A 21000-nucleotide genomic window follows, 5' to 3' on the forward strand; every position below is an offset into this window, starting at 1 on the left:
CTTACAGTCCGACTGTAGTTATACAGTCCTTGTGTGGGGGGATCACCGAGCGAGCGATCCGCGCGCACCTACCCGCGGCGCACCGAACGAGCCGCGCAGACGCGCGCGCGGATCCTCGCAGCCGCCGGTGAACTCTTCGCCGGCGGCTACGCCCCCACGACGATGAAGGCGATCGCCCGCCGCGCGGGCGTCTCGGTGGAGTCGGTGTACCTCGCCGGGTCGAAAGCCGAGCTGCTCGCCGCCGCCATGACCCGCGCCTTCACCGGTGGCGACGACGACGGCCCGCTCAGCCAGAACGATCGGTACGCCGCCGTGTTCGCGCTGCCCACGGCACAGGCTCTGGATCTCTACGTCGACCTCGTCACCGCGTCGATCGAACGCTCCGACCCGCTGTGGCGCACGGCCCGCGCCGCAGCCGATGCGGAGCCGGAGATCGCCGCGCTCCTCGCGCGCGCGCAGGCCCGGCGCACCGCCGACGTCGCGGAGGCGGGGCCGTGGCTCGTCTCGCGGGGGCTGATCGCGCCCGCGCAGATGGAGGACGCGATCGCGACCCTGTCGGTGCTCGTCGCGCACGAGACCTTCGAGCACTTCGTCGACACCTTCGGCTGGTCACGCGCCCGCTACGCGGACTGGCTGCGCGACGCCCTCGACCGCCTCATCGTCCGCCGGAACGGAGACCGACCCTCGTGAGCACCTTCCTCCTGTGCGCCTCGCCGCTGTACGGCCACGTCAATCCGATGCTCAAGATCGGCGTCGACCTCGCCCGCCGCGGCGACCGGATCATCGTCCTCTCCGGCTCGCGTTTCCGGCGTGCCGCCGAAGACGCGGGCCTCGAGTTCCACGCGCTCGGCGAGGTGGCGGACTTCAACGAGCGCGACCCGGCCACGTTCGTGCCCGATCAAGGGCGGTACCGCGGCATCGCGCTGTCGCAGTATCAGGTCGAGTCGACCTTCCTCCGCCCGATCCCCGATCAGTGGCGGGCGATGAGCGCGATCCTCGACGACGAGCAGATTGACGCCGTCCTCATCGACAGCTTCTTCGCCGGCGCCCTGCCCCTCCTGCAGCGCCCCGCGGCCGATCGACCGCCCGTCGTGGCTTTCGGGGTGAGCCCGCTCGCCCAGCTGAGCGTCGACGTGCCGCCCGCCAACTCGCGCATCCGGGTGCTGCCGGGACGGCTGGGCCGCCTCCGCAACCGCGCCCTGAACCTGGCCGCGCGCCGCGTGTTCTTCGCGCACGCCCAGAAGCTCGCCGGCCGGCTCCTCGAAGAGGCCGGTGCGCACGCGCCCCGGGGCTTCGTCGTGGACTTCTCCCGCGACCCCGATCTGTACCTTCAGCTCGGCCCGCGCGAGTTCGAATACGACCGGCGCGACCTGTCGCCGAACGTGCGGTTCGTCGGCCCGCTCCCGGCGCAGGCCTCGATCGGCGAGGGCGACGTGCCCGCGTGGTGGTCGGAGCTGCATGACGGCAAACCCGTCGTCCATGTGACCCAGGGCACGCTCGACAACCGGGACGTCACGACCGTGCTGCGCCCGACGCTCGACGGCCTCGCCGACCTCGACGTGCACGTGGTCGCGAGCACCGGACGCCGCCCGGTCGACGCGCTCGGCCCGGTGCCGCGCAACGCGCGTGTTGCGGAGTTCCTGCCGTACGCCGACCTCCTTCCCCTGACGCGCGTCATGGTCACCAACGGGGGCTCGGGCGGCACGTGGGCGGCGCTGTCGGCGGGGGTCCCGCTCGTCGTCGCGGGCGACGCCGAAGACAAGCCGGAGGTCGCGGCGCGGGTGGCGCACTTCGGGGTAGGCATAGACCTGCGGACGGGTCGCCCCTCGGCGGCGCAGGTGCGAGGCGCCGTGCTGCGCGTGCTCGAGGACGACAGCTACCGCGCGAATGCCCAGCGGATGCGCGCGACGATCGCCCGCTACGATGCGCTCGCGTCGATCCGACGCGAGCTCGACGCCCTGCTCACCGCGCCGCCCGTCAGCGCTGGCGACGCTCCCGCACCCGCATGTTCGTGACGATGGGCGTGCCCTCGAAGCCGAAGATCTCGCGCAGGCGTCGCTGGATGAAGCGGCGGTAGCCCGGGTCGAGGAAGCCGGTCGTGAACAGGACGAATGTCGGCGGGCGGGTCGAGGCCTGCGTGCCGAACAGGATGCGCGGCTGCTTGCCGCCCCGCAGCGGGTGCGGGTGCTCGGCGACGAGCTCGGAGAGGAACGCGTTGAACTTGCCGGTCGGAATGCGCTGATCCCACGACTCGAGTGCCGTCTCGAGCGCGGGTACGAGCTTGTCGAGGTGACGCCCCGTGCGCGCCGAGATGTTGACGCGCGGCGCCCACGCGACGTGCGCGAGGTCCTGCTCGATCTCCCGCTCGAGGTAGCGGCGACGATCGGCGTTCTCCATGTCGTCGTCGTTCAGACGGTCCCACTTGTTGAACGCCAGCACGAGGGCACGACCCGACTCGAGGACGAGGTCGATGATGTTGAGGTCCTGCACGCTGATCGACTGCGACACGTCGAGCACGACCACCGCGACCTCGGCCTTCTCGAGCGCGGCTGAGGTGCGCAGGGACGCGTAGAAGTCGGCGCCCTGCTGCAGGTGCACGCGGCGGCGGATGCCGGCGGTGTCGACGAACCTCCAGAGCTTGCCGCCGAGCTCGACGATCTCGTCGACCGGGTCGCGGGTGGTGCCGGCGAGCTCGTTGACGACGACGCGCTCTTCGCCGGCCGCCTTGTTGAGCAGCGACGACTTGCCGACGTTCGGGCGCCCGAGGATCGCGACGCGGCGCGGCCCTCCGAGTTCGCTCTTGGCGACCGCGGAGACGTCGGGGAGGACCTTCATGACCTCGTCGAGCAGGTCGGCGACGCCGCGACCGTGGATCGCGGAGACGGGGTGCGGCTCGCCGAGCCCCAAATTCCACAGGGCCGCGGCCTCGGGCTCCTGCCGGGCGTCGTCGATCTTGTTCGCGACGAGGAAGACGGGCTTCTTGGTCGTGCGCAGCAGCCGCACGACGGCCTCGTCGGTCGCGGTGGCGCCGACCATCGCGTCGACGACGAACAGCACGACGTCGGACAGGTCGATCGCGACTTCGGCCTGGGCGGCGACCGACCGGTCGATGCCGCGGGCGTCGGGCTCCCACCCGCCGGTGTCGACGAGCGTGAAGCGGCGGTCCATCCACTCGGCCTTGTACGAGACGCGGTCGCGGGTGACGCCGGGTGTGTCCTCGACGACCGCCTCGCGGCGGCCGAGGATGCGGTTCACGAGCGCCGACTTGCCGACGTTCGGGCGCCCGACGATCGCGACGACCGGGAGCGCGGGCAGCACTTCGACGACCTCGCCGCCGGCGGTGAAGCCGGCGAGGAGCTCGGCGTCGTCCTCGTCGAGGTCGTAATCGGCGAGCGAGGCGCGCAGGGCTACCGCGCGCTGTTCGGCGAGCTCCTCGTCGAGGTTCGCGAGCTTCTCTTCGAGGTGGTCGGGGCCGCCCTCGTACTCTTCGTCAGCGGCCATCGGTGTCCTCCGGTGTCGGGGTGGCGCGCGCCGCGGAGATGACGTCGAGGACGGCATCCACGGTCTGCGCGAAGTCGAGATCGGTCGAGTCGACGACCGTCACGCCGGGGGCGGCGGTGAGGAAGTCGACGACCTGGCTGTCGGCGGCGTCGCGGCGGTGCAGGGCGGCGGCGACGGATGCCGCGTCGTGCGTGACGAGTTCGGCGCTGCGCCGCGCGGCGCGCACCTCGGGCGCCGCGGTGAGGAGGATCCGCACGGGCGCATCGGGGGCCACGACGGTCGTGATGTCACGACCCTCGACGACGACGCCGGGGCGACCCGACGCGGCGACGAGCGCCCGGAAGAGATCGTTCACGCGCTCGCGCACCGCACCGATGCGCGCGACGGCGCTGACGGCGGCGGTGACGCGGGGCTCACGGATCGCGCCTGTCACGTCGACGTCGCCGACGCGCACCCAGTAATCGTCTGGGTCGAGCGAGATCGCGTAGGGGAACTCCTCCGCGGCATCCAGCACCGCCGTCTCGTCGGCCGTGTCGGCACCGCGGTCGAGCACGTGCCAGGCGAGCGCGCGGTAGGCGGCGCCGGTGTCGAGGTATCCGTAGCCGACGCGCCGCGCGGCCTGCTTCGACACGCTCGACTTGCCGGAGCCTGCGGGCCCGTCAATCGCGACGGTGACGGGCGGCTGGGCGGACAGGATCGACGGGTCGGTGCTCATGAGGGGACGCTCGCAATCTTCCAGCCGCGGGCCTCGAGGCCGTCGACGGCGCGGCGGAGGACCGTCGGGGTGACACTGATCTCGGCGAGGCCGAACTGCGCGCCGGGCGAGTGCTCGAGGCGCAGGTCCTCGACGTTCACCTCGAGCTCGCCGAGGTCGCCGAACAGGCGCCCGAGCTGGCCGGGGGTGTCGTCGACCATGACGACGATCGTCTCGAAGCGGCGTTTGACGCCGTGCTTGCCGGGCAGCCGCTGCACGCCGTCGTTCCCGCGCCGGATGGTGTCGGCGACCGACCGGCGCGAGCCGGGGGCGTCGGGAGCGCGAAGCGCATCGGCGACGCCGCGCAGGTCGCCCGCGAGCGCGTCGAGCACGTCGACGACGGGTGCGGCATTCGCCCCGAGGATCTGGACCCACAGCTCGGGCGCCGACGCCGCGATGCGCGTCGTGTCGCGGACCCCCTGCCCCGCGAGGCGGAGCGAGTCGTCGGGCGCGTCGACGAAGCGCGCGGCCAGGAGCGAGGCGACCAGCTGCGGCACGTGCGAGATGAGCGCGACGGCGCGGTCGTGCTCGCCGGGCGTCATCTCGATCGGCGTCGCCCCGAGGTCGAGGGCGAGTCCTTCGACGAGCGCGAGATCGGATGCCGGGGTCTCGCCGTCGCGGCACACGACCCACGGGCGCCCCACGAAGATGTCGGCGCGCGCCGCGATCGCTCCCCCGCGCTCACGGCCCGCGAGCGGGTGCGAGCCGATGTAGTGCGTGAGGTCGACGCCGCGCGACTGGAGCTCGTGCAGCGGCTCGAGCTTGACGCTCGCGACGTCCGTGACGACGGCACCCGGGTGGTCGCGGAGCTCTCGCTCGACGACGTCGGCGATGACATCGGGCGGGGTCGCCACGACGATCAGGCGCGGATCATCGCCCGCGGCGGCGGCGCGCCCGGCACCGTAGTCGATCGCGAGCCGCAGCTGCGCGGGCGAGGCATCCGCCAGCACGACGTCGACACCGAGGGCGCGCAGCGCGTGCCCGATGCTCGACCCGAGCAGGCCCGCACCGACGATGCGGACGGTCCCCGAGGTGCGCGCGACCGGGTGCTTCCCGGGGTTGCTTCCCGGGCGCGCGTCGGCGACGGTCGAATCGGTCACGGTATCCGCCTCGGAGGTGGGATGTCAGTCGGAGTCAGTCTGATGCGGCAGAGTCTGCAGAATCGCTGCGCGGCTCATCGGCCGCCTGGCGCGCCACGGTGAGCAGAGCGCCGCGTTCCACTGTAGTCAACTCGCGCGCCCGGCCCGCTGGGAGCGTGCCCAGGTGCAGCGGCCCGAACTGGCGCCGCACGAGCTCGACGACCGGGTGGCCGACCTCCGCCATCATGCGCCGGACGATGCGGTTGCGGCCGGAGTGGAGGGTCAGCTCGACCAGGCTCGTGCCCCCCGAGGCATCCAGCAGCCGCGCCTTGTCGGCGGCGATCGGTCCGTCCTCGAGCTCGACCCCCTTCGTGAGGCGGGCGATCGTCTGCGGCGACACGCGCCCCTCGACCTTCGCGATGTACACCTTGGTGACCCCGAAGGAGGGGTGGGCGAGGACGTGCGCGAGGTCGCCGTCGTTGGTGAGGACGAGCAGCCCGCTCGTCTCGGCATCGAGCCGACCCACGTTGTACAGCCGCTCGGGCCACTCCTTCGTGAAGCGGCGGAGGTCGGGGCGGCCGTGCTCGTCCTTCATCGACGAGACGACGCCGGTCGGCTTGTTGAGCATGACGTAGCGCTTGGTCTGATCGAGCTGGACGGCGGTGCCGTCGACGTCGATGAGGTCGGATGCCGGATCGATGCGCGTCCCGAGTTCGGTCACGACCTGCCCGTTGACCCGCACGCGCCCCTCGACGATGTACTGCTCCGACACGCGTCGCGAGGCGACTCCCGCGTTCGCGAGCGCCTTCTGCAGGCGGACGCCCTCGGTGCTCTCGGTGCCCTCTGCCGCGCTCATCGGATCACCTCGCTGTCGAAGCCGTCCGCGCCGTCGTCCAGCAGCGGCGAGATGTGCGGCAGCTCGTCGAGGCTGTTGATGCCGAGGTTGACCAGTAGGGCGTCGGTCGTGCCGTAGTTGATCGCCCCGGTCTCGGGGTCGGAGAAGAGCTCCGTGACGAGTCCGCGGGCGAGGAGCGTGCGGACGACGGAGTCGACGTTGACGGCGCGGATCGCGGCGACCTGGCTGCGCGTGACGGGCTGCTTGTAGGCGATGACGGCGAGGGTCTCCAGCGCCGCCTGCGACAGCCGGCTCGGGGCCTGCGCGTTCACGAACTCCGAGACGAGATCGTCGTGCTCCTCGCGGACGTAGAGACGCCAGCCTCCCCCGACCTCGCGCAGCTCGAAACCGCGGCGCGGGCCGCCCGTCTCGCCGTCGTAGTCGGCGACGAGGCCCTCGACGGCCTGGCGCACGGCGGGCACCGGCGAGCCGACGGCGGCGGCGAGCGCGACGAGGCTCTGCGGCTCGTCGACGATCAGGAGGATCGCCTCGAGGCGTCGGGCGATGTCGGAGGCGGGGTCATCGGTCATAGTCGGCTCCCAGAGTGGCGAGGTTCTCGTCGGACCAGCGTTCCGCGGTCCAGCGCAGGGTGAGCTCTCCGAGCGGTTCGAGCTGCTCGAAGGAGAGGGCGGCGTGGCGGTAGAGCTCGAGCACCGCGAGGAAGCGCGCGACGACGATGCCCGGCTGCGTGACCCCCGCGACCAGTTCGCGGAAGCTCCGGGTCCCGGCCTCGCGCAGGAGCGTCACGACGACGGCGGCCTGTTCGCGGATCGACACGAGCGGCGCGTGCAGGTGGTCGAGCCCGACGTGCGGGATCTCCTTCGGGGTGAAGGCGAGGAGCGCGATCGCGGCGAAGTCGTCGGCCGAGAGCGTCCAGACGAGCTCCGGCACGGCACGGCGGTACTTCTCGTCGAGACGGACGGCCCGCACGTGCCGGCGGTCCTCGCGCCGCAGGGAGCGCTCGAACCAGGCCGAGACCTCCTTGAACGCGCGGTACTGCAGCAGGCGCGCGAACAGCAGGTCGCGCGCCTCGAGGAGAGCGACGGACTCGGCGTCCACGAGCTCCCCCTGCGGCAAAAGACCCGCGACCTTCATGTCGAGCAGGGTCGCGGCGACCACGAGGAATTCGGATGCCTGCTCGAGCTCCTCCTCGGCGTCGAGGCCCTTGAGGTACGAGATGAACTCGTCGGTGACCTTGCTGAGCGAGATCTCGGTGATGTCGAGCTCGTGCTTGCCGAGCAGGGTGAGCAGCAGGTCGAACGGGCCGTCGAAGCCCGCGAGGGAGACGCGGAAGCCGGGCTCGGACGCGGCGGCGTCGGGCGACGCGTCGGGCTGAGCGCCGTCCTCCGGCGACGCGGCGGGCTGAGCGTCGTCCTCAGGCGACGGCGCCACGGTCGACCAGCTCCCGCGCGAGGCGGAGGTAGGCCTGCGCGGCGGCGTGCTCCGGCGCGAACGTCGTGATGGGGACGCCCGAGACCGAGGCATCCGGGAACTTCACCGTGCGCCCGATGACGGTCTCGAGCACGTCGTCGCCGAACGCCTCGACGACACGCTCCAGCACCTCGCGGGAGTGCAGGGTGCGCGGGTCGTACATCGTGGCGAGGACGCCGTCGAGCTCGATCGCCGGGTTCAGGCGGTCGCGCACCTTGTCGATCGTCTCGATGAGGAGCGCCACACCGCGGAGGGCGAAGAACTCGCACTCGAGCGGGATCAGCACCCCGTGGCTCGCGGTGAGCGCGTTGACGGTGAGAAGGCCCAGGGACGGCTGGCAGTCGATGAGGATGACGTCGTACTCGCCGGCGACCTTCCGGAGGACGCGCGAGAGGATCGTCTCACGGGCGACCTCGTTGACCAGGTGCACCTCGGCGGCGGACAGGTCGATGTTCGCGGGGATGACGTCGAGCCCGTCGACCGAGGTGTGGACGATCACCTCGTGCGGGTCGCGCTTGGTGTCCAGCAGCAGGTCGTAGATCGTCGGGACGTCGTGCGTCGCGATGCCGAGGCCCGCCGACAGGGCGCCCTGCGGGTCGAAGTCGACGGCGAGGACCTTCCGCCCGTACTGGGCGAGCGAGGCGGCGAGGCTGATCGTCGTCGTCGTCTTGCCGACGCCGCCCTTCTGGTTGCAGAGGGCGATGATGCGCGCCGGGCCGTGCGATTCGAGCGGAGCGGGCGTCGGGAAGCCGTGATACGGGCGTCCGGTCGGTCCCAGGGGGACGTCTCCTGCTTCGGACTTCGTCGCCGTCCGCACCTTCTCCGCCACCGACACTCCTGCTTCCTCGTATCCCTCCCGGGACTCGTGGATCGATTCTCGCACAGGCGCCGTGCGGTCAGTCCATGGCGCGCAGGGTGTCGACGTCCACGAGGCCCGCGTGCAGCCGTCCTCCGGCGATGAGCGACGGGATCGCGACGGTGCGGATGTCGTCCTCGACGACCCGGCGCGTGCGCTCGAGCTCCGCCGCGACCTCGGGAGAGGCCGAGGTGCGGGTGATCTGCGCCACCTCGTCGGGCGTGTACCCGGCATCCGTGAGCCACCGCTCGAGCTGCGCCCGCGCCTCGTCGGCGGTCGCGGCGTTCATCCACTCCTGTGTCGGCTGCCCGTCGGGGCGCTCGGTCGTGAACAGCTCCGCGAGGATGCGGGTGTCGCCCGTCTCCCCGGCCGATCCCCCACGGTCCGCCTCGAACGCCCGCACCGCGGCCAGGTACGCGGCGATCAGCTGCGAGTTGGCGAACTTGTCGCCGAAGGCCGCGTGGATCGGGTAGGCGAGGTAGGTCACGTTGTGGGTGTCGTCGAAACCGGATGCCTGCATGTTGCGGAACAGCTCCGCGCAATAGCGGCACCCGGGGTCGAGCACCTCGACGGCGACGGGGCGACCCGCCACGTACCCGCCGATGTAGGTGGCGTCAGGGGCGGCGTAGTCGGCGGCATCCCACGTCTTCAGCCGGCTGGGGACGGTCGCGACGGTGTCGGCGACCGAGGCGAACTCCCGCCCGAACGCGCCGATGACATCGCCCGAACCGATCGAGGCCCAGAATCCCGGCTGATCGTCGCCGATCGCGCACGCCTGCGCGGCGAGCGAGCAGGCCTGCGCGTCCTGCTTGTCGCAAGTGCCGTAGACGAACAGGTTCAGGCCGCTGCGCCCCACGAGATACAGGCTCACGACGAGCGAGAGCACCATGAACCACGCGACGACCTCGATCGCGACGCTCGCGGGGCGGACGAGTGCGGGCGCGCGGACGGCGAGCGGGGCGAGCATCGTGCTCTTCACGTCGTCGCGGAACGTGGTGTCGCACGGGCGGAAGGTGACGCGGCGGGAGAAGCATCCCCACGCCGTGCCGAGGTAGCGCCGGTATTTCGCCGACACGGCCGACGCGACGAGCACCACGACGAAGGCGACGACGCAGACCACGGCTACAGCCCCCTCAGCATGCGCCCGACGATCTCGAGCGCCCGGTCGATGTCGTGCTCGCTCGAATGCGGACCGACGCTGAAGCGGATGAGCGGCGGCAGGCCCTCGCGCTCGGACAGCCAGTGGTGCGCGCAGAAGTGGCCGCTGCGCGCCGCGACGCCGGCGTGCGAGAGGAAGACGGCGAGGCGGTGGGCGTCGACGCGCTCGGGGATGGCGGAGACGACGGTGGATGCCGCGGGGCTGAACATCCGCAGGTGCGGCACCTGGGAGAGTCCGTCGTAGAGCCGGGCACCGAGCGTCCGCTCCCGCTCGGGGAGCGCGGCGCCCTGCGCGCCCAGCCAGTCGAGCGCGGCCCCGAAACCGATGATCTCGCCCCATGCCTGCAGCCCCGGTTCGAGCCGCGTGTGGAGATCGGGGAGGAGCTCGGGCGCGTCGCCGCGCACCGTCGCGACCTGACCGCCTCCGAGGAAGGAGATGTCGAGGCTCTGCAGCAGGTCGTGGGCAACCAGCGCGACACCGAGGGCGGGCCCCGACATCTTGTGCGCCGAGAAGCACAGCGCGTCGGCGCCGAGGCCGCGCAGCGCCGCCGTGTCGTGCGGGGCGGCCTGGGCGGCGTCGACGAGCACGATCCCGCCCCGCGCGTGCGCGGCGGCGACGAGATCGGAAAGGCCCTGCGTCGGGGTGCCGGTGACGTTGTCCATCGCGGAGATCACGACGACGGCGTCCGTGAGGTCGACGCCGCTCAGATCGAGGCGGCCGTCGGGGCTTCGCTCGATGACGAGGCGCGGGACGCCGAGCCGCCGCGCGGCGGTGATCGTCGAGAGGAAGACGGCGTTGTGCTCCGTGTGCGTCGTGACGACACGCGCATAACGCCCCACCGGAAGCTGCTGCTGCAGCAGGTTGAGCGCATACGTCGTGTTCAGCGTGAACGCGCAGGAGAATCGGCGCGGGGAGAGGCCGAAGCGGTCGAGCGCGCGGCGACGCACCTCGTCGACCTCGCGTTCGACGCGGGTCGCCCACGCGTACGCGGCCCGTCCCCCGCAGGCCGGGTATTCGGTGTCGTAGGCGCGCATCGCACGGCGCACCGCGTCGGGGCGCAGCGACTGGCACGCGGCGTCGAGGTAGACGTCGTCGGGGCCCAGAGCCGGGAAGTCGCGGGAACGGTCATCGGCCTGCGACGGCGCCTCCGGGCTGGTGCGCGCTCGCGCGCGGAGGAGGCCCATGCCCCCAGCGTCCTCCTCGCCGAAGCGGAGCGCGGGGGCGCCCGCCGTGAATAACGCGGCGGGCGCGGCGTGCCCGCGCGATGCGCGCGGACGACACCGCAGCTCCTGTCAGAGGCTCCCGATGACGTCGAGTCGGAGCTGGGCGGCGAGCGCGATGGCGAGGTAGTCGACGAGGACGATGAGCGGGAGCCAGGAGAGGATCTTCTCCCCGACGGCCTGCGCCGGCGGCGCGTCACCCCACACGCCCGCACGGAGCGTCCAGCCGAGCACCGTGAAGAAGAGCGGGATCGTCACGAGCCAGATGATCATGCACCACGGGCAGAGCGATGAGTACTCGAACACGCTCCGGTAGGCGAAGAAGTGGACGAGCAGGAACGCCCCCGTCACGAACACGGCGTAGGTCCGCCAGAACCAGGCGCGCAGGCCCTCCGGGCCGGCGAGCGCGGCGGCACCGGCGAACACGGGCCCGGTGAAGAGGACCATCCCGATGATCGAGTTGCTGAAGCCGAGGAGGTTTCCGCCGGGAGACAGGAGGTTCGGGCCGCACGTGACGACGGGGCTGATGTTGCAGGAGATGAGCGCGTCGCCGCCCGAGAGCTGCCCGATGTACTCGTGGTAGAGGAGGAACGACACCGTCCATCCGGCGAGTCCCGCGACGATCCACCAGATCGCCATTCCCCGCGCCGGGCGGTACGCGGCGACGTCTGTGCTCATGACGCTCATCCTGCCGCGGGCGCGGGCGCTACCGGCATCCCCGCGCCGTCAAAACCCCGCCCCGCGCTCCTCACCAGCCCGCGAGACCGCGCAATTGTCACGAAAGGATGCCGGGAAGCGTGCATCTGCGCGGTTTCGCGGCCGGGTGAGGGCGCTCAGCGGGCGCGGGGGTGAGAGGTGAGGTACACGTCGCGGAGGGCGTCGACGGTGACGTGCGTGTAGATCTGCGTCGTCGCGACCGAGGCGTGGCCGAGGAGCTCCTGCACGACGCGGACGTCGGCGCCGCCCTGCAGCAGGTGAGTCGCGAACGAGTGCCGGAGCGTGTGCGGCGACACGTGCGCGGCGAGGCCCGCGCGCTCGGCGGCATCCTGCAGGACGAGCCACGCGCTCTGCCGCGAGAGCGGAGCCCCGCGCGCGCCGAGGAACAGGCGCGGCGTCGCCCTCCCCCGCCGCGAGAGCTCCGGGCGGGCGCGGGCCAGGTACGCGTCGACCGCAGCACGGGCGTACGAGCCGACCGGGACGATCCGCTCCTTCGCGCCCTTGCCGCGGACGCGCAGCACGTCGCCGTGCGCGAGGTCGTCGACGTCGAGCTGCATGATCTCCGACACGCGCGCGCCGGTCGCGTAGAGCAGTTCGAGAAGGGCCCGGTCGCGCAGGCGCAGGATGTCGGTGTCGACGGCGTCTCCCGGGGCGGGGCCGGCGGCATCCAGCAGCGCCTCGACCTGATCGATCGACAGCGCCTTCGGAAGTCGCTGCGGGGCCTTGGGCGGGCGCAGGCGCTCGCTCGGGTCGGCATCCGACCGCCCTTCGCGCACTAGGAAGCGGTGGAGTCCCCGCACCGACGACTGCAGCCGCGCGAGCGAGGTCGCCGCCGGGGGCGGCACCGCCGAGGCCCGTTCCGCCGCGAAGGCCGAGACGAGCGCGGGTGTGACGGCGTCCGTGTCGTCGACGCCCTGCGCCGCGAGCCACGCGCGGTACGCCGCGAGGTCGCGCCGGTAGGCGGCGACGGTGTGCTCCGACAGGCCGCGTTCGATCGTGATGTGCCGCAGGTAGGCATCGATCGCGCGGTCGAGGTCCATGATCGAGGGTGGCAGGGCGCCGATGGGTCAGGTGCGGGTCAGCCGCGCCGCAGGCGCTCCGCCGCCGCGAGGATGCCGGAGACGAGGATGCCGTTGCGCATCCGCCCCGCCAGCACGGCGTCGACCGCCTCGGTGAGCGGCACCCACTCCAGGCGGATGTCGGCTTCCTCCGCCTCCCGCTCGAACGCGGCCGGCAGCGCGGTGAGGCCGCGCGCGAGGAAGAGGTGGATGACTTCGTCGCTGCCGCCGGGCGTCGTGAAGATCGTGAGGAGCGGCTCGATCGCCTTGGCGGCGAGGTCCGCCTCTTCGGCGAGTTCGCGGCGGGCCGCCTCGATCGGCGGCTCGCCCGGGACGTCGAGGAGCCCCGCAGGCACCTCCCAGTCGCGCGTGCGGATGGGATGCCGGTACTGCTGGATCAGGAGGACACGCTCGTCGTCGTCGATCGCGACGACCGCGGCCGCCCCCGGGTGGTCGACGTACTGGCGGACGATCTCGTCGTCGCCGTAGCGGAACGTGTCGCTGACGACGTCCCAGACCCGGCCCGCGTATACCGTCTCACTCGCGACGATCTCGACCTCCGCCTGCTCGTCGGCGAGGTCACTCACCGTCGACCTCGTCCTTGAACAGCTCGCTCGCGCGGTGCCGGTCGAGCGACGCGGCGATGAGGCCGCGGAACAGCGGGTTCGCCTCGGTGGGCCGGGAGCGCAGCTCCGGGTGGGCCTGCGTCGCGATGTAGTACGGGTGCACGTCGCGCGGGAGCTCGACGTACTCGACGAGGTTCCGATCGGGCGAAAGGCCCGAGAAGACGAGGCCGGCCTCCGCGATCTGGTCGCGGTAGCGGTTGTTGACCTCGTAGCGGTGGCGGTGGCGCTCACTTGCGCGCGTCGCGCCGTACACCTCGGCCGCGAGAGACCCCTCGGCGAGGTCGGCTTCGTAGAGGCCGAGACGCATCGTGCCGCCCAGGTCGCCGCCGGCGATGATGTCGACCTGCTCGGCCATGGTTGCGATGACCGGGTGCGCGGTGTCGGGGTCGAACTCGCTCGAGGAGGCGTCTTCGATGCCGGCGACGTGCCGCGCGTACTCGATGACCATGCACTGCAGGCCCAGGCAGATGCCGAGGGTGGGGATGCCCTGCTCGCGCGCGAAGCGGAGCGCGCCGAGCTTGCCCTCGATGCCGCGGATGCCGAATCCGCCCGGCACGACGATGCCGTCGAGCGCGCCGAGGGCCTTCTCCGCGCCTTCCGGGGTCTCGCAGAGGTCGGAGGCGATCCACTGGATCTGCACCTTCGTCTCCTGCGCGAAGCCGCCGGCCTTGAGCGCCTCGGTGACCGAGAGGTACGCGTCAGGCAGGTCGATGTACTTGCCGACGAGACCGATCGTGACCTCGTGCTTGGGGTTGTGGACGGCGTTCAGCACCGCGCTCCACCGAGTCCAGTCGACGTCCGCCGCCTTCTGCGACAGGCCGAGCGCGTCGACGATGTACGCGTCGAGGTGCTGCTCGTTGAGCATCGTGGGGATGTCGTAGATCGACGGCACGTCGACGGCGTTGACGACGGCATCCTCATCCACGTCGCACATGAGCGCGATCTTGCGGCGGTTCGCGTCGGTGACGGGCCGGTCGCTGCGGAGCACGAGGGCGTCGGGCTGAATGCCGATCGAGCGGAGGGCGGCGACGGAGTGCTGGGTGGGCTTGGTCTTCTGCTCGCCGGACGCGCCCATGTAGGGGACGAGGGAGACGTGCACGAAGAAGACGTTCTTCCGGCCGAGCTCGTGACGGATCTGCCGCGCCGACTCGATGAACGGCTGCGACTCGATGTCGCCGACGGTGCCGCCGATCTCCGTGATGATGACGTCGGGCTGAGGCGTCTCGGAGGCCTGCAGGCGCATGCGCCGCTTGATCTCGTCGGTGATGTGCGGGATGACTTGCACGGTGTCGCCGAGGTATTCGCCGCGCCGCTCCTTCGCGATCACCTGCGAGTAGATCTGCCCCGTCGTGACGTTCGCTGCCTGGCTCAGCTCGATGTCGAGGAAGCGCTCGTAGTGACCGATGTCGAGGTCGGTCTCGGCGCCGTCGTCGGTGACGAACACCTCGCCGTGCTGGAACGGATTCATCGTCCCGGGGTCGACGTTGAGATACGGATCGAGCTTCTGCATCACGACGCGCAGGCCCCGCGCGGTGAGCAGATTGCCGAGCGATGCGGCGGTCAGGCCCTTGCCCAACGAGGAGACGACACCGCCCGTCACGAAGATGTGCTTGGTGGTGCCGTCAGTGGTGGTGTCCGCCGTGTGGGCCGCGTCTGAATGAGTGTCCGTCACGGGCTTTCATCCTATCAGTCGGAATCGTGGGTCAGGCCTGGGCCGGTTCGGATCCCAGGCTGAGGAGCTCCCGGGCGTGTTCGAGCGCCGCCTCCGAATCGGGCAGTCCCGACAGCAGACGCGCCATCTCGGCTTCGCGCTCGGCGCCGCCCAGTGCACGCACGCTGGATGCGGTGACGGTGCCGTCGCTGGCCTTGACGACGCTCAGGTGGTTGTTCGCGAACGCGGCGACCTGCGCGAGGTGCGTCACGACGATCACCTGGCTGGAGCGGGCGAGCGCGGCCAGGCGACGGCCGACCTCGATGGCGGCCGCCCCGCCGATGCCGGCGTCGATCTCATCGAAGACGAACGTCGGGACGCTCCCCGTCCCGGCGATGACGACCTCGATCGCGAGCATGACGCGGCTGAGCTCGCCCCCCGACGCGCTGCGCGCGACGGGCCGCGGCTCGGCACCCGGGTGCGGGGCGAGGAGGATCGTGACGTCGTCGCGCCCCGCGGCCGTCGCGGTTCCGGGTTCGACCGCGACGACGACGCGGGCGTCGGGGAGAGCGAGGGCGCGAAGCTCGGCGGTCACCTCCGTCGACAGCCGCTCGGCGGCGGCGGCGCGGGCGGCGGTGAGGACGGATGCCGCGGCGTCGAGCTCGGCGCGGAGGGCGGCGATCTCGTCGCCGAGCCGGGTGACGCGGTCGCCGTCGTCGTCGAGCTCCGCGAGGCGGAGAGCGCCGTTCTCGCGCAGGGCGAGCGCGTCTTCGAGGCTCCCGTGCGCCCGGACGATGGCCCCGACGGCAGCGCGCCGCTCCTCGACGGCGGCGAGCTCGTGCGGGCCCGATTCGTCGAGGTCGGCGAGGTAGCCGCTCAGCTCGGTCGCGAGGTCCGACGCGCGGTAGCCGAGGTCTTCGACGGTCGCCGCGTGGGCGGCGAGCGCGGCGTCGCTGCCGGCGGCGCGCTCGAGGGCGCGACGCGCCTCGGCGAGGAGGGTGACGATGTCGGGCGCGTCGTCGTCGCCCGACAGGGCGGCGTGGGCGAGGGTGGCGGCGAGGCGGAGCTCCTCGGCGTTGGCCAGGCGCTCCGCGCGCTGGGCGAGCTCGGCATCCTCCCCCGGCTGCGGGTCGACCTGCTCGAGGTCGGCGAGCGCGGCGCGGAGGTCGTCGGCCTCGCGTGCCCGCTCCCCCTGACGCTCGATGAGGTCGTCGAGCTCGGCGGTGCGCGTCTTGACGTCGTCGTAGAGCGCCGCGTACGCGGCGAGCGCGCTCGTCACCGGCTGACCGCCGAAGCGGTCGAGCGCATCGCGCTGCGCGGCGGCCGACCGCAGCCGCAACTGGTCGGACTGGCCGTGCACGACGACGAGCTCGTCGGCCAGGTCGGAGAGGACCCCCGCGGGGGCGCTTCGCCCGCCCACGCTCGCGCGGCTGCGCCCCTCGGCGGTCACGGTGCGGGCGAGGTACAGCTCGCCGTGTGCGTCGTCGACGGGTTCGATCTCTCCCCCGGCATCCGCGACACGTTCGGCGACGGGGCCGGATGTCGGGACGAGCCACACTCCCTCGACCGCGGCCAGGTCGGCGCCGGAGCGGACGACGCCGGCATCCGACCGCGCCCCCATGAGGAGTCCGAGGCCCGTCACGACCATCGTCTTGCCGGCGCCGGTCTCCCCCGTGATCGCCGTGAATCCCGCGCCGATCGGCAGGGTCGCGCGCGCGATGACGCCCAGGTCGCGGAGGGTGATCTGCTCGATCATCCCGGCGTTCCCCGGCTCGCGTCCGTCTGCTCGGTCGTCCGCGGCGCGGCGCCCCGCCACCCGGCGACGGGCAGCTGGAACTTCCGCACCAGCCGGTCGGTGAACGAGGCGGGGTGCAGGCGCGCGAGACGCACGGGCTTCGGTGAGCGGCGCGAGACGACGCGCGCCCCCGGAGGCAGATCGTGCGAGCGGCGCCCGTCGCACCACAGGATGCCTTGGCCGTCGGTCCGGGCGAGCACCTCGATCGCGACGGCGGTCTCGGGTCCGAGCACCAGCGGCTTCGCGAAGAGGGCGTGCGCCGACAGCGGCACCACGGCGATCGCCTCGACCGTCGGCCAGATGACCGGGCCCCCGGCGGAGAAGTTGTACGCCGTCGACCCCGTCGGCGTCGACACGACGACTCCGTCGCAGCCGAAGCTCGACAGCGGACGCCCGTCGATCTCGATGACGACCTCCATCATGCGTTCCCGAGCCGCCTTCTCGACGGTCGCCTCGTTGAGGGCCCACGTCTCGTAGATGATCCGCCCGTCGGCATCCCGCACGTCGACCGCGAGCGTCATGCGCTCCTCGACGTCGTAGTCGCGGGCGATCACCCGCCGCATGGCGTCGTCGATGACGTCGGCTTCGATCTCGGCGAGGAAGCCGACGTGTCCCATGTTGATGCCGAGGATCGGTGCGGTGCCTTCGCGGACGAGCTCGGCGGCGCGGAGGATCGTGCCGTCGCCACCGAGGACGATCGCGAGATCGAGGGCGGTGACCGTGACGTCGACACCCAAGGTGGCGATATCGCTCGTGTCGCCGAGCTCCGCCCGCAGCTCGTCGTCGCCGTCCGGGAGGACGGCGTGCGCGCCGGCGGCGGTCAGCGCGTCGATGACGCGGCGGGCGGCGGCGACGGTGTCCTCGCGGCGCGCGTGCGCGACGACGAGGATCTCGCGCGGCTCGCTCTGCGGCGCGTCGGTCGTCGCGTCGCTCGTCGTGGGCGTCGTGGGCGTCATGCGGCTCCCGCCAGTCGGTTCACGGTCTCCAGATATTCTGTCGGATTGCCGGCCTCGGAGCATCGATCGCCGGTCGGGCGCAGGTGCACGAGGTATTCGTGGTTGCCGTGGGTTCCCGCGATCGGCGAGGCGATCGCGCCGTGGGTGCCGAGGCCCGCATCCCACCCCGCCCAGAGGACGCCCATGACGGCGTCGGCGCGCGCCGCGGCATCCGTCACCAGTCCTTCGCGCACGCCGGTGCGCCCCACCTCGAACTGCGGCTTCACGAGCAGGACGACATCGGCATCCGGCGCGGCGACGGCGGCGACCGCCGGGAGCACGTGGGTGAGGGAGATGAAGGAGAGGTCGCCGGTGAGGAGCGTCGGCTGAGCCGGGCCGCCCGTGCCGGCGGCCTCCGCGAGGCCCTCGGGCGTCATGTAGCGGACGTTGAATCCCTCGACGACGGTGACACCCGCATCGGCCGCGATCGCCGCGTCGAGCTGTCCGTGACCGACGTCGACGGCGAGCACGCGCGCCGCTCCGCGCTCACGGAGCACCTGCGTGAACCCCCCGGTCGACGCCCCCATGTCGAGGGCGAGACGCCCGGCGACGCGCACGTCGAAGGCATCCAGCGCGGCGATCAGCTTGTGCGCGGCGCGGCTGACGTAATGATCGGATGCCGCAACGGTGATCTCCTGGTCTCCGCGGACCTTGACGGAGGGCTTTACGACGGGCAGTCCGTCGACCGACACGAGGCCGCCTTCGATGAGCTGCGCGGCCTGCGTCCGCGAGCGCGCGAGTCCCCGGCCGGCGACGGCGGCGTCGAGGCGCTGCGCGGGCGTCGCTGCGTGTTCCGTGTCGGTCACGCCGAGAGGTCCCGGGGACCGGACTCGAGACGCCGTGCGAGGTCGTCGTGCAGCGCGCCGTACGCAGCGGCCCGCTCGGCGAGCGGCTGCTGCTCGATCACCTCGAGCGCCGAGAGCAGGTCGTCGCGGCGTGCGGCGGAGTCAGCGGCGTGTGCATCGCTGTCGGCTTCGAGGGACATGCCTCCACGATACGCGGCCGCGTCGATCTGGGCGGGCGAGCCGGATGGGCGATCCGGGCGGTCAGGGCCGGTGGAACGGGTCTGCGTAGAGCGCTTCGGGCACGCGGAATCCGTAGATCGCGCGCCCCGTCCGCCAGATCGCGGCGGCGCCGGCGCGCACGAGGTCGATGGGACGGTCACCGGCCGCGAGGATCTGCACGTCGGGCCCGTCGATCCGGACCGCCGCGGCGCCCACCCGCGTGACGTCACCGTCGACGATGGTCTCGGGGTAGGGCTCGTGGAGTTCCCGGAGGTCGCCGACGATGTAGGTCGGGCGCGAGGTCGAGGGCGCGGCGAGGACGTGCTTGGGACGGTCGACGCCGGTGAGGACGAGCACCGACTCGAGGCCCGCCGCCTGCGCGCCGGCGATGTCGGTGTCGAGGCGGTCGCCGATGAAGAGGGCGTGTTGCGCGCCGAACCGCGCGACCGCCTCGTCGAAGATCGGCCGCTCCGGCTTTCCGGCGACGACGGCGAGCCGGCCGACGGCGGTGTGCACGGCGGAAACGAGCGTGCCGTTTCCCGGCGCGATCCCGCGTGCCTGCGGGATCGTCCAGTCGGTGTTCGTGGCGATCCAGGGGATGCCGCCCCCCTCCTCGGGAAGGGCGAGTGCGTAGGATGCCTCGGCCAGCTGCAGCCACCCGACATCCGGCGCGAACCCCTGGACGACGGCCGCCGGGGCGTCATCCGCACTCCGGGTCACGGTGTATCCGGCCTTCTCGACCTCGAAGACGAGTCCGTCTCCCCCGACGACGAGAATCCGAGCACCCGGCGCGACGCGCTCGCGGAGCAGCCGCATCGCGGCCTGCGGACTGGTGACGACGTCCTCCGGCCGGGTGGCGGCGAGCCCGAGTTCGCGCAGGTGCTCCGCGACGGTCGCATCTCGGCGCGAGGCGTTGTTCGTGATGTAGCCGAGGCGGCGGGTCTTTCCCGCGCGGTTCAGACTCTCGACGGCGTGCGGCAGGGCGTGCGCGCCGGCGTAGACGACGCCGTCGAGGTCAGCGAGGACGGTGTCCACGCCGTCGAGCGGGGCCGGACGCTGAGCCGCCGACTGTGGTGTCGACTGTGGAGGCGTGTCCGCGCGTCGTCCGAACAGCGCCATCAGCGGTCGCCCTCGCGCTCATCGGCACCGTCTGCCGCGGGTTCGTCGACGCCCGCTTCGGCGAGGATCTCGTCGACCTCGTCCTGGACGGAGGGGGCGACGTCGTGCGAGGCCGCGTCGTCGACGTGGTCGTGCTCCGGGGCTTCGCCGTCGGCGCCGTCCTTGTCATCGTCATCGTCGAGCGGCAGCTCCTCGATCTCGTCGACGACGAGCGTTTCGAGGTCGGCGTCGGCGGCGGACAGCACGTCTTCGGCGATCTCCGCGCGTCGCTGCCACTGGGCGGCCTCGTCGACGCGGCCGAGTTCCTCGAGCACGGCGGCGCGGGCCGCGAAAAGACCCGGGCTCCAGCTGAAGGCGCGGTCGGGGTCGAGTTCGGGGATGTCGAGCTCTTGCAGGGCGCGGTCGGCCTGCCCGAGATCGAGACGCGCACCCGACATCGCGATCGCGAGTTCGACGCGGACGTCGACCGGGAGGGCGGCGCGGTCGACGGCGCGGCCGACCTCGAGGGCGCGGTCGGGTCGGCCGACGCCTCGCTCGCTGTCGACGAGGAGTGCGATCTGGTCGTCGCGACCGGAGATCCGGCGGAAGGTGCGCAGCTCGCGAACCGCGAGTGCGAAGTCACCCGTCGCATAGGCGGTGATGGCGACGGTCTCACGGACGATCGCGATGCGCCCGGCGCTCCGCGACGCCGCGAGCGCGTGCTCGTGCGCGAGCGCGGGGTCGTCGTCGATGAGACGCGCAGCCATCGCGAGATGGCGGGCGACCTGCTCGGCGTTCTCTTTGCTCAGCGTCTTCAGCTCGTTGCGTGCGGCATTGTTGAGATCGCGCGGAGTGATGTCGTCGGGCAGTGCGGGGCCGGCGGGCTGCGCGCGACGATCGGACCCCTGCGGCGGGCGTGAGGTCCGACGGTCACCGTCGCGTCCCGCGTACGGCTTCCGCTCACCGTCACGCTTCGCGTACGGCTTACGATCGCCGTCGCGCTTCACGTAGGGTTTTCTCTCACCGTCACGCTTCGCGTACGGCTTCTTGTCGCCGTGGCGTGCGCCGCCCACTGAAGCCCCACCTGCCGACGATCGACGTCGATCGTCGTTCGAACGAGGTCGCTGCTCTTCAGCCATGGTGGGATCCTTTCATGCGCAC

21 protein-coding genes are annotated in these 21000 nt (G+C 72.1%); 2 read left to right on the forward strand and 19 right to left on the reverse strand.

What is annotated here, in order from left to right:
- Positions 1 to 33 precede the first annotated feature (33 nt).
- Together AC3ENQ_RS09655 and AC3ENQ_RS09660 are read left to right on the forward strand one after the other, a co-directional pair.
- The gene (locus AC3ENQ_RS09655) at positions 34 to 690 is read left to right on the forward strand and encodes a TetR/AcrR family transcriptional regulator (protein ID WP_431804048.1); all 657 of its coding nucleotides are present in this window, start codon (positions 34 to 36) and stop codon (positions 688 to 690) included.
- On the forward strand, positions 687 to 2015 hold the full coding sequence (locus AC3ENQ_RS09660) for a glycosyltransferase (RefSeq protein ID WP_431804049.1): 1329 nt from the start codon (positions 687 to 689) through the stop codon (positions 2013 to 2015). The genes AC3ENQ_RS09655 and AC3ENQ_RS09660 overlap by 4 nt, the downstream gene beginning before the upstream one ends.
- Here the strand turns inward: AC3ENQ_RS09660 and der are convergent.
- From der to AC3ENQ_RS09755, 19 genes are all read right to left on the reverse strand, one after another.
- Positions 1978 to 3501 carry a ribosome biogenesis GTPase Der gene (gene der, locus AC3ENQ_RS09665; RefSeq protein ID WP_431804051.1) on the reverse strand — a complete coding sequence of 508 codons (1524 nt, stop codon included), beginning with the start codon at positions 3499 to 3501 and terminating at the stop codon, positions 1978 to 1980. The genes AC3ENQ_RS09660 and der overlap by 38 nt on opposite strands.
- Positions 3491 to 4216: a (d)CMP kinase gene (gene cmk / locus AC3ENQ_RS09670; RefSeq protein WP_431804053.1), complete on the reverse strand. Its 726-nt coding sequence runs from the start codon at positions 4214 to 4216 to the stop codon at positions 3491 to 3493. The genes der and cmk overlap by 11 nt, the downstream gene beginning before the upstream one ends.
- Entirely contained in the window at positions 4213 to 5355 is a 1143-nt protein-coding gene (locus AC3ENQ_RS09675) for a prephenate dehydrogenase (RefSeq protein ID WP_431804055.1), read from the reverse strand. Before AC3ENQ_RS09675 ends, cmk begins: the two co-directional genes overlap by 4 nt.
- A 34-nt stretch (positions 5356 to 5389) precedes the next feature.
- Positions 5390 to 6190 (reverse strand): pseudouridine synthase, encoded by an 801-nt coding sequence (locus AC3ENQ_RS09680; protein WP_431804057.1) that lies wholly within the window; start codon positions 6188 to 6190, stop codon positions 5390 to 5392.
- A complete protein-coding gene (gene scpB, locus AC3ENQ_RS09685) occupies positions 6187 to 6759 on the reverse strand; it encodes an SMC-Scp complex subunit ScpB (protein ID WP_431804059.1) in 573 nt (190 codons plus the stop codon). The genes AC3ENQ_RS09680 and scpB overlap by 4 nt, the downstream gene beginning before the upstream one ends.
- On the reverse strand, positions 6749 to 7621 hold the full coding sequence (locus tag AC3ENQ_RS09690) for a segregation and condensation protein A (protein WP_431804061.1): 873 nt from the start codon (positions 7619 to 7621) through the stop codon (positions 6749 to 6751). The genes scpB and AC3ENQ_RS09690 overlap by 11 nt, the downstream gene beginning before the upstream one ends.
- On the reverse strand, positions 7605 to 8489 hold the full coding sequence (locus AC3ENQ_RS09695) for a ParA family protein (protein ID WP_431804296.1): 885 nt from the start codon (positions 8487 to 8489) through the stop codon (positions 7605 to 7607). The genes AC3ENQ_RS09690 and AC3ENQ_RS09695 overlap by 17 nt, the downstream gene beginning before the upstream one ends.
- Positions 8490 to 8556: 67 nt before the next feature.
- Complete coding sequence (locus AC3ENQ_RS09700; RefSeq protein WP_431804063.1) at positions 8557 to 9636, reverse strand: DsbA family protein; 1080 nt, start codon at positions 9634 to 9636, stop codon at positions 8557 to 8559.
- A gap of 2 nt (positions 9637 to 9638) precedes the next feature.
- Positions 9639 to 10859 carry an aminotransferase class V-fold PLP-dependent enzyme gene (locus tag AC3ENQ_RS09705; protein WP_431804065.1) on the reverse strand — a complete coding sequence of 407 codons (1221 nt, stop codon included), beginning with the start codon at positions 10857 to 10859 and terminating at the stop codon, positions 9639 to 9641.
- 108 nt (positions 10860 to 10967) lie between these two features.
- A complete protein-coding gene (locus AC3ENQ_RS09710) occupies positions 10968 to 11573 on the reverse strand; it encodes a vitamin K epoxide reductase family protein (protein ID WP_431804066.1) in 606 nt (201 codons plus the stop codon).
- Positions 11574 to 11728: 155 nt separating this feature from the next.
- Complete coding sequence (gene xerD, locus AC3ENQ_RS09715) at positions 11729 to 12652, reverse strand: site-specific tyrosine recombinase XerD (RefSeq protein WP_431804068.1); 924 nt, start codon at positions 12650 to 12652, stop codon at positions 11729 to 11731.
- Between the two features lie 38 nt (positions 12653 to 12690).
- Complete coding sequence (locus AC3ENQ_RS09720; protein WP_431804070.1) at positions 12691 to 13257, reverse strand: NUDIX domain-containing protein; 567 nt, start codon at positions 13255 to 13257, stop codon at positions 12691 to 12693.
- On the reverse strand, positions 13250 to 14968 hold the full coding sequence (gene pyrG, locus AC3ENQ_RS09725; RefSeq protein WP_431804072.1) for a CTP synthase: 1719 nt from the start codon (positions 14966 to 14968) through the stop codon (positions 13250 to 13252). Before pyrG ends, AC3ENQ_RS09720 begins: the two co-directional genes overlap by 8 nt.
- Positions 14969 to 14999: 31 nt before the next feature.
- The gene (gene recN / locus AC3ENQ_RS09730) at positions 15000 to 16703 is read right to left on the reverse strand and encodes a DNA repair protein RecN (protein WP_431804074.1); all 1704 of its coding nucleotides are present in this window, start codon (positions 16701 to 16703) and stop codon (positions 15000 to 15002) included.
- A complete protein-coding gene (locus tag AC3ENQ_RS09735) occupies positions 16700 to 17698 on the reverse strand; it encodes an NAD kinase (protein WP_431804076.1) in 999 nt (332 codons plus the stop codon). The genes recN and AC3ENQ_RS09735 overlap by 4 nt, the downstream gene beginning before the upstream one ends.
- Positions 17695 to 18543 (reverse strand): TlyA family RNA methyltransferase, encoded by an 849-nt coding sequence (locus tag AC3ENQ_RS09740; protein ID WP_431804078.1) that lies wholly within the window; start codon positions 18541 to 18543, stop codon positions 17695 to 17697. Before AC3ENQ_RS09740 ends, AC3ENQ_RS09735 begins: the two co-directional genes overlap by 4 nt.
- Positions 18540 to 18722 (reverse strand): hypothetical protein, encoded by a 183-nt coding sequence (locus AC3ENQ_RS09745; RefSeq protein ID WP_431804080.1) that lies wholly within the window; start codon positions 18720 to 18722, stop codon positions 18540 to 18542. The genes AC3ENQ_RS09740 and AC3ENQ_RS09745 overlap by 4 nt, the downstream gene beginning before the upstream one ends.
- Before the next feature lie 61 nt (positions 18723 to 18783).
- Positions 18784 to 19860, reverse strand: a complete 1077-nt coding sequence (locus AC3ENQ_RS09750) for an HAD-IIA family hydrolase (protein ID WP_431804082.1) — start codon at positions 19858 to 19860, stop codon at positions 18784 to 18786.
- Positions 19860 to 20978 (reverse strand): hypothetical protein, encoded by a 1119-nt coding sequence (locus AC3ENQ_RS09755; RefSeq protein ID WP_431804084.1) that lies wholly within the window; start codon positions 20976 to 20978, stop codon positions 19860 to 19862. The genes AC3ENQ_RS09750 and AC3ENQ_RS09755 overlap by 1 nt, the downstream gene beginning before the upstream one ends.
- Positions 20979 to 21000 lie beyond the last annotated feature (22 nt).

The organism is Microbacterium sp. bgisy203 (genome assembly GCF_057706945.1).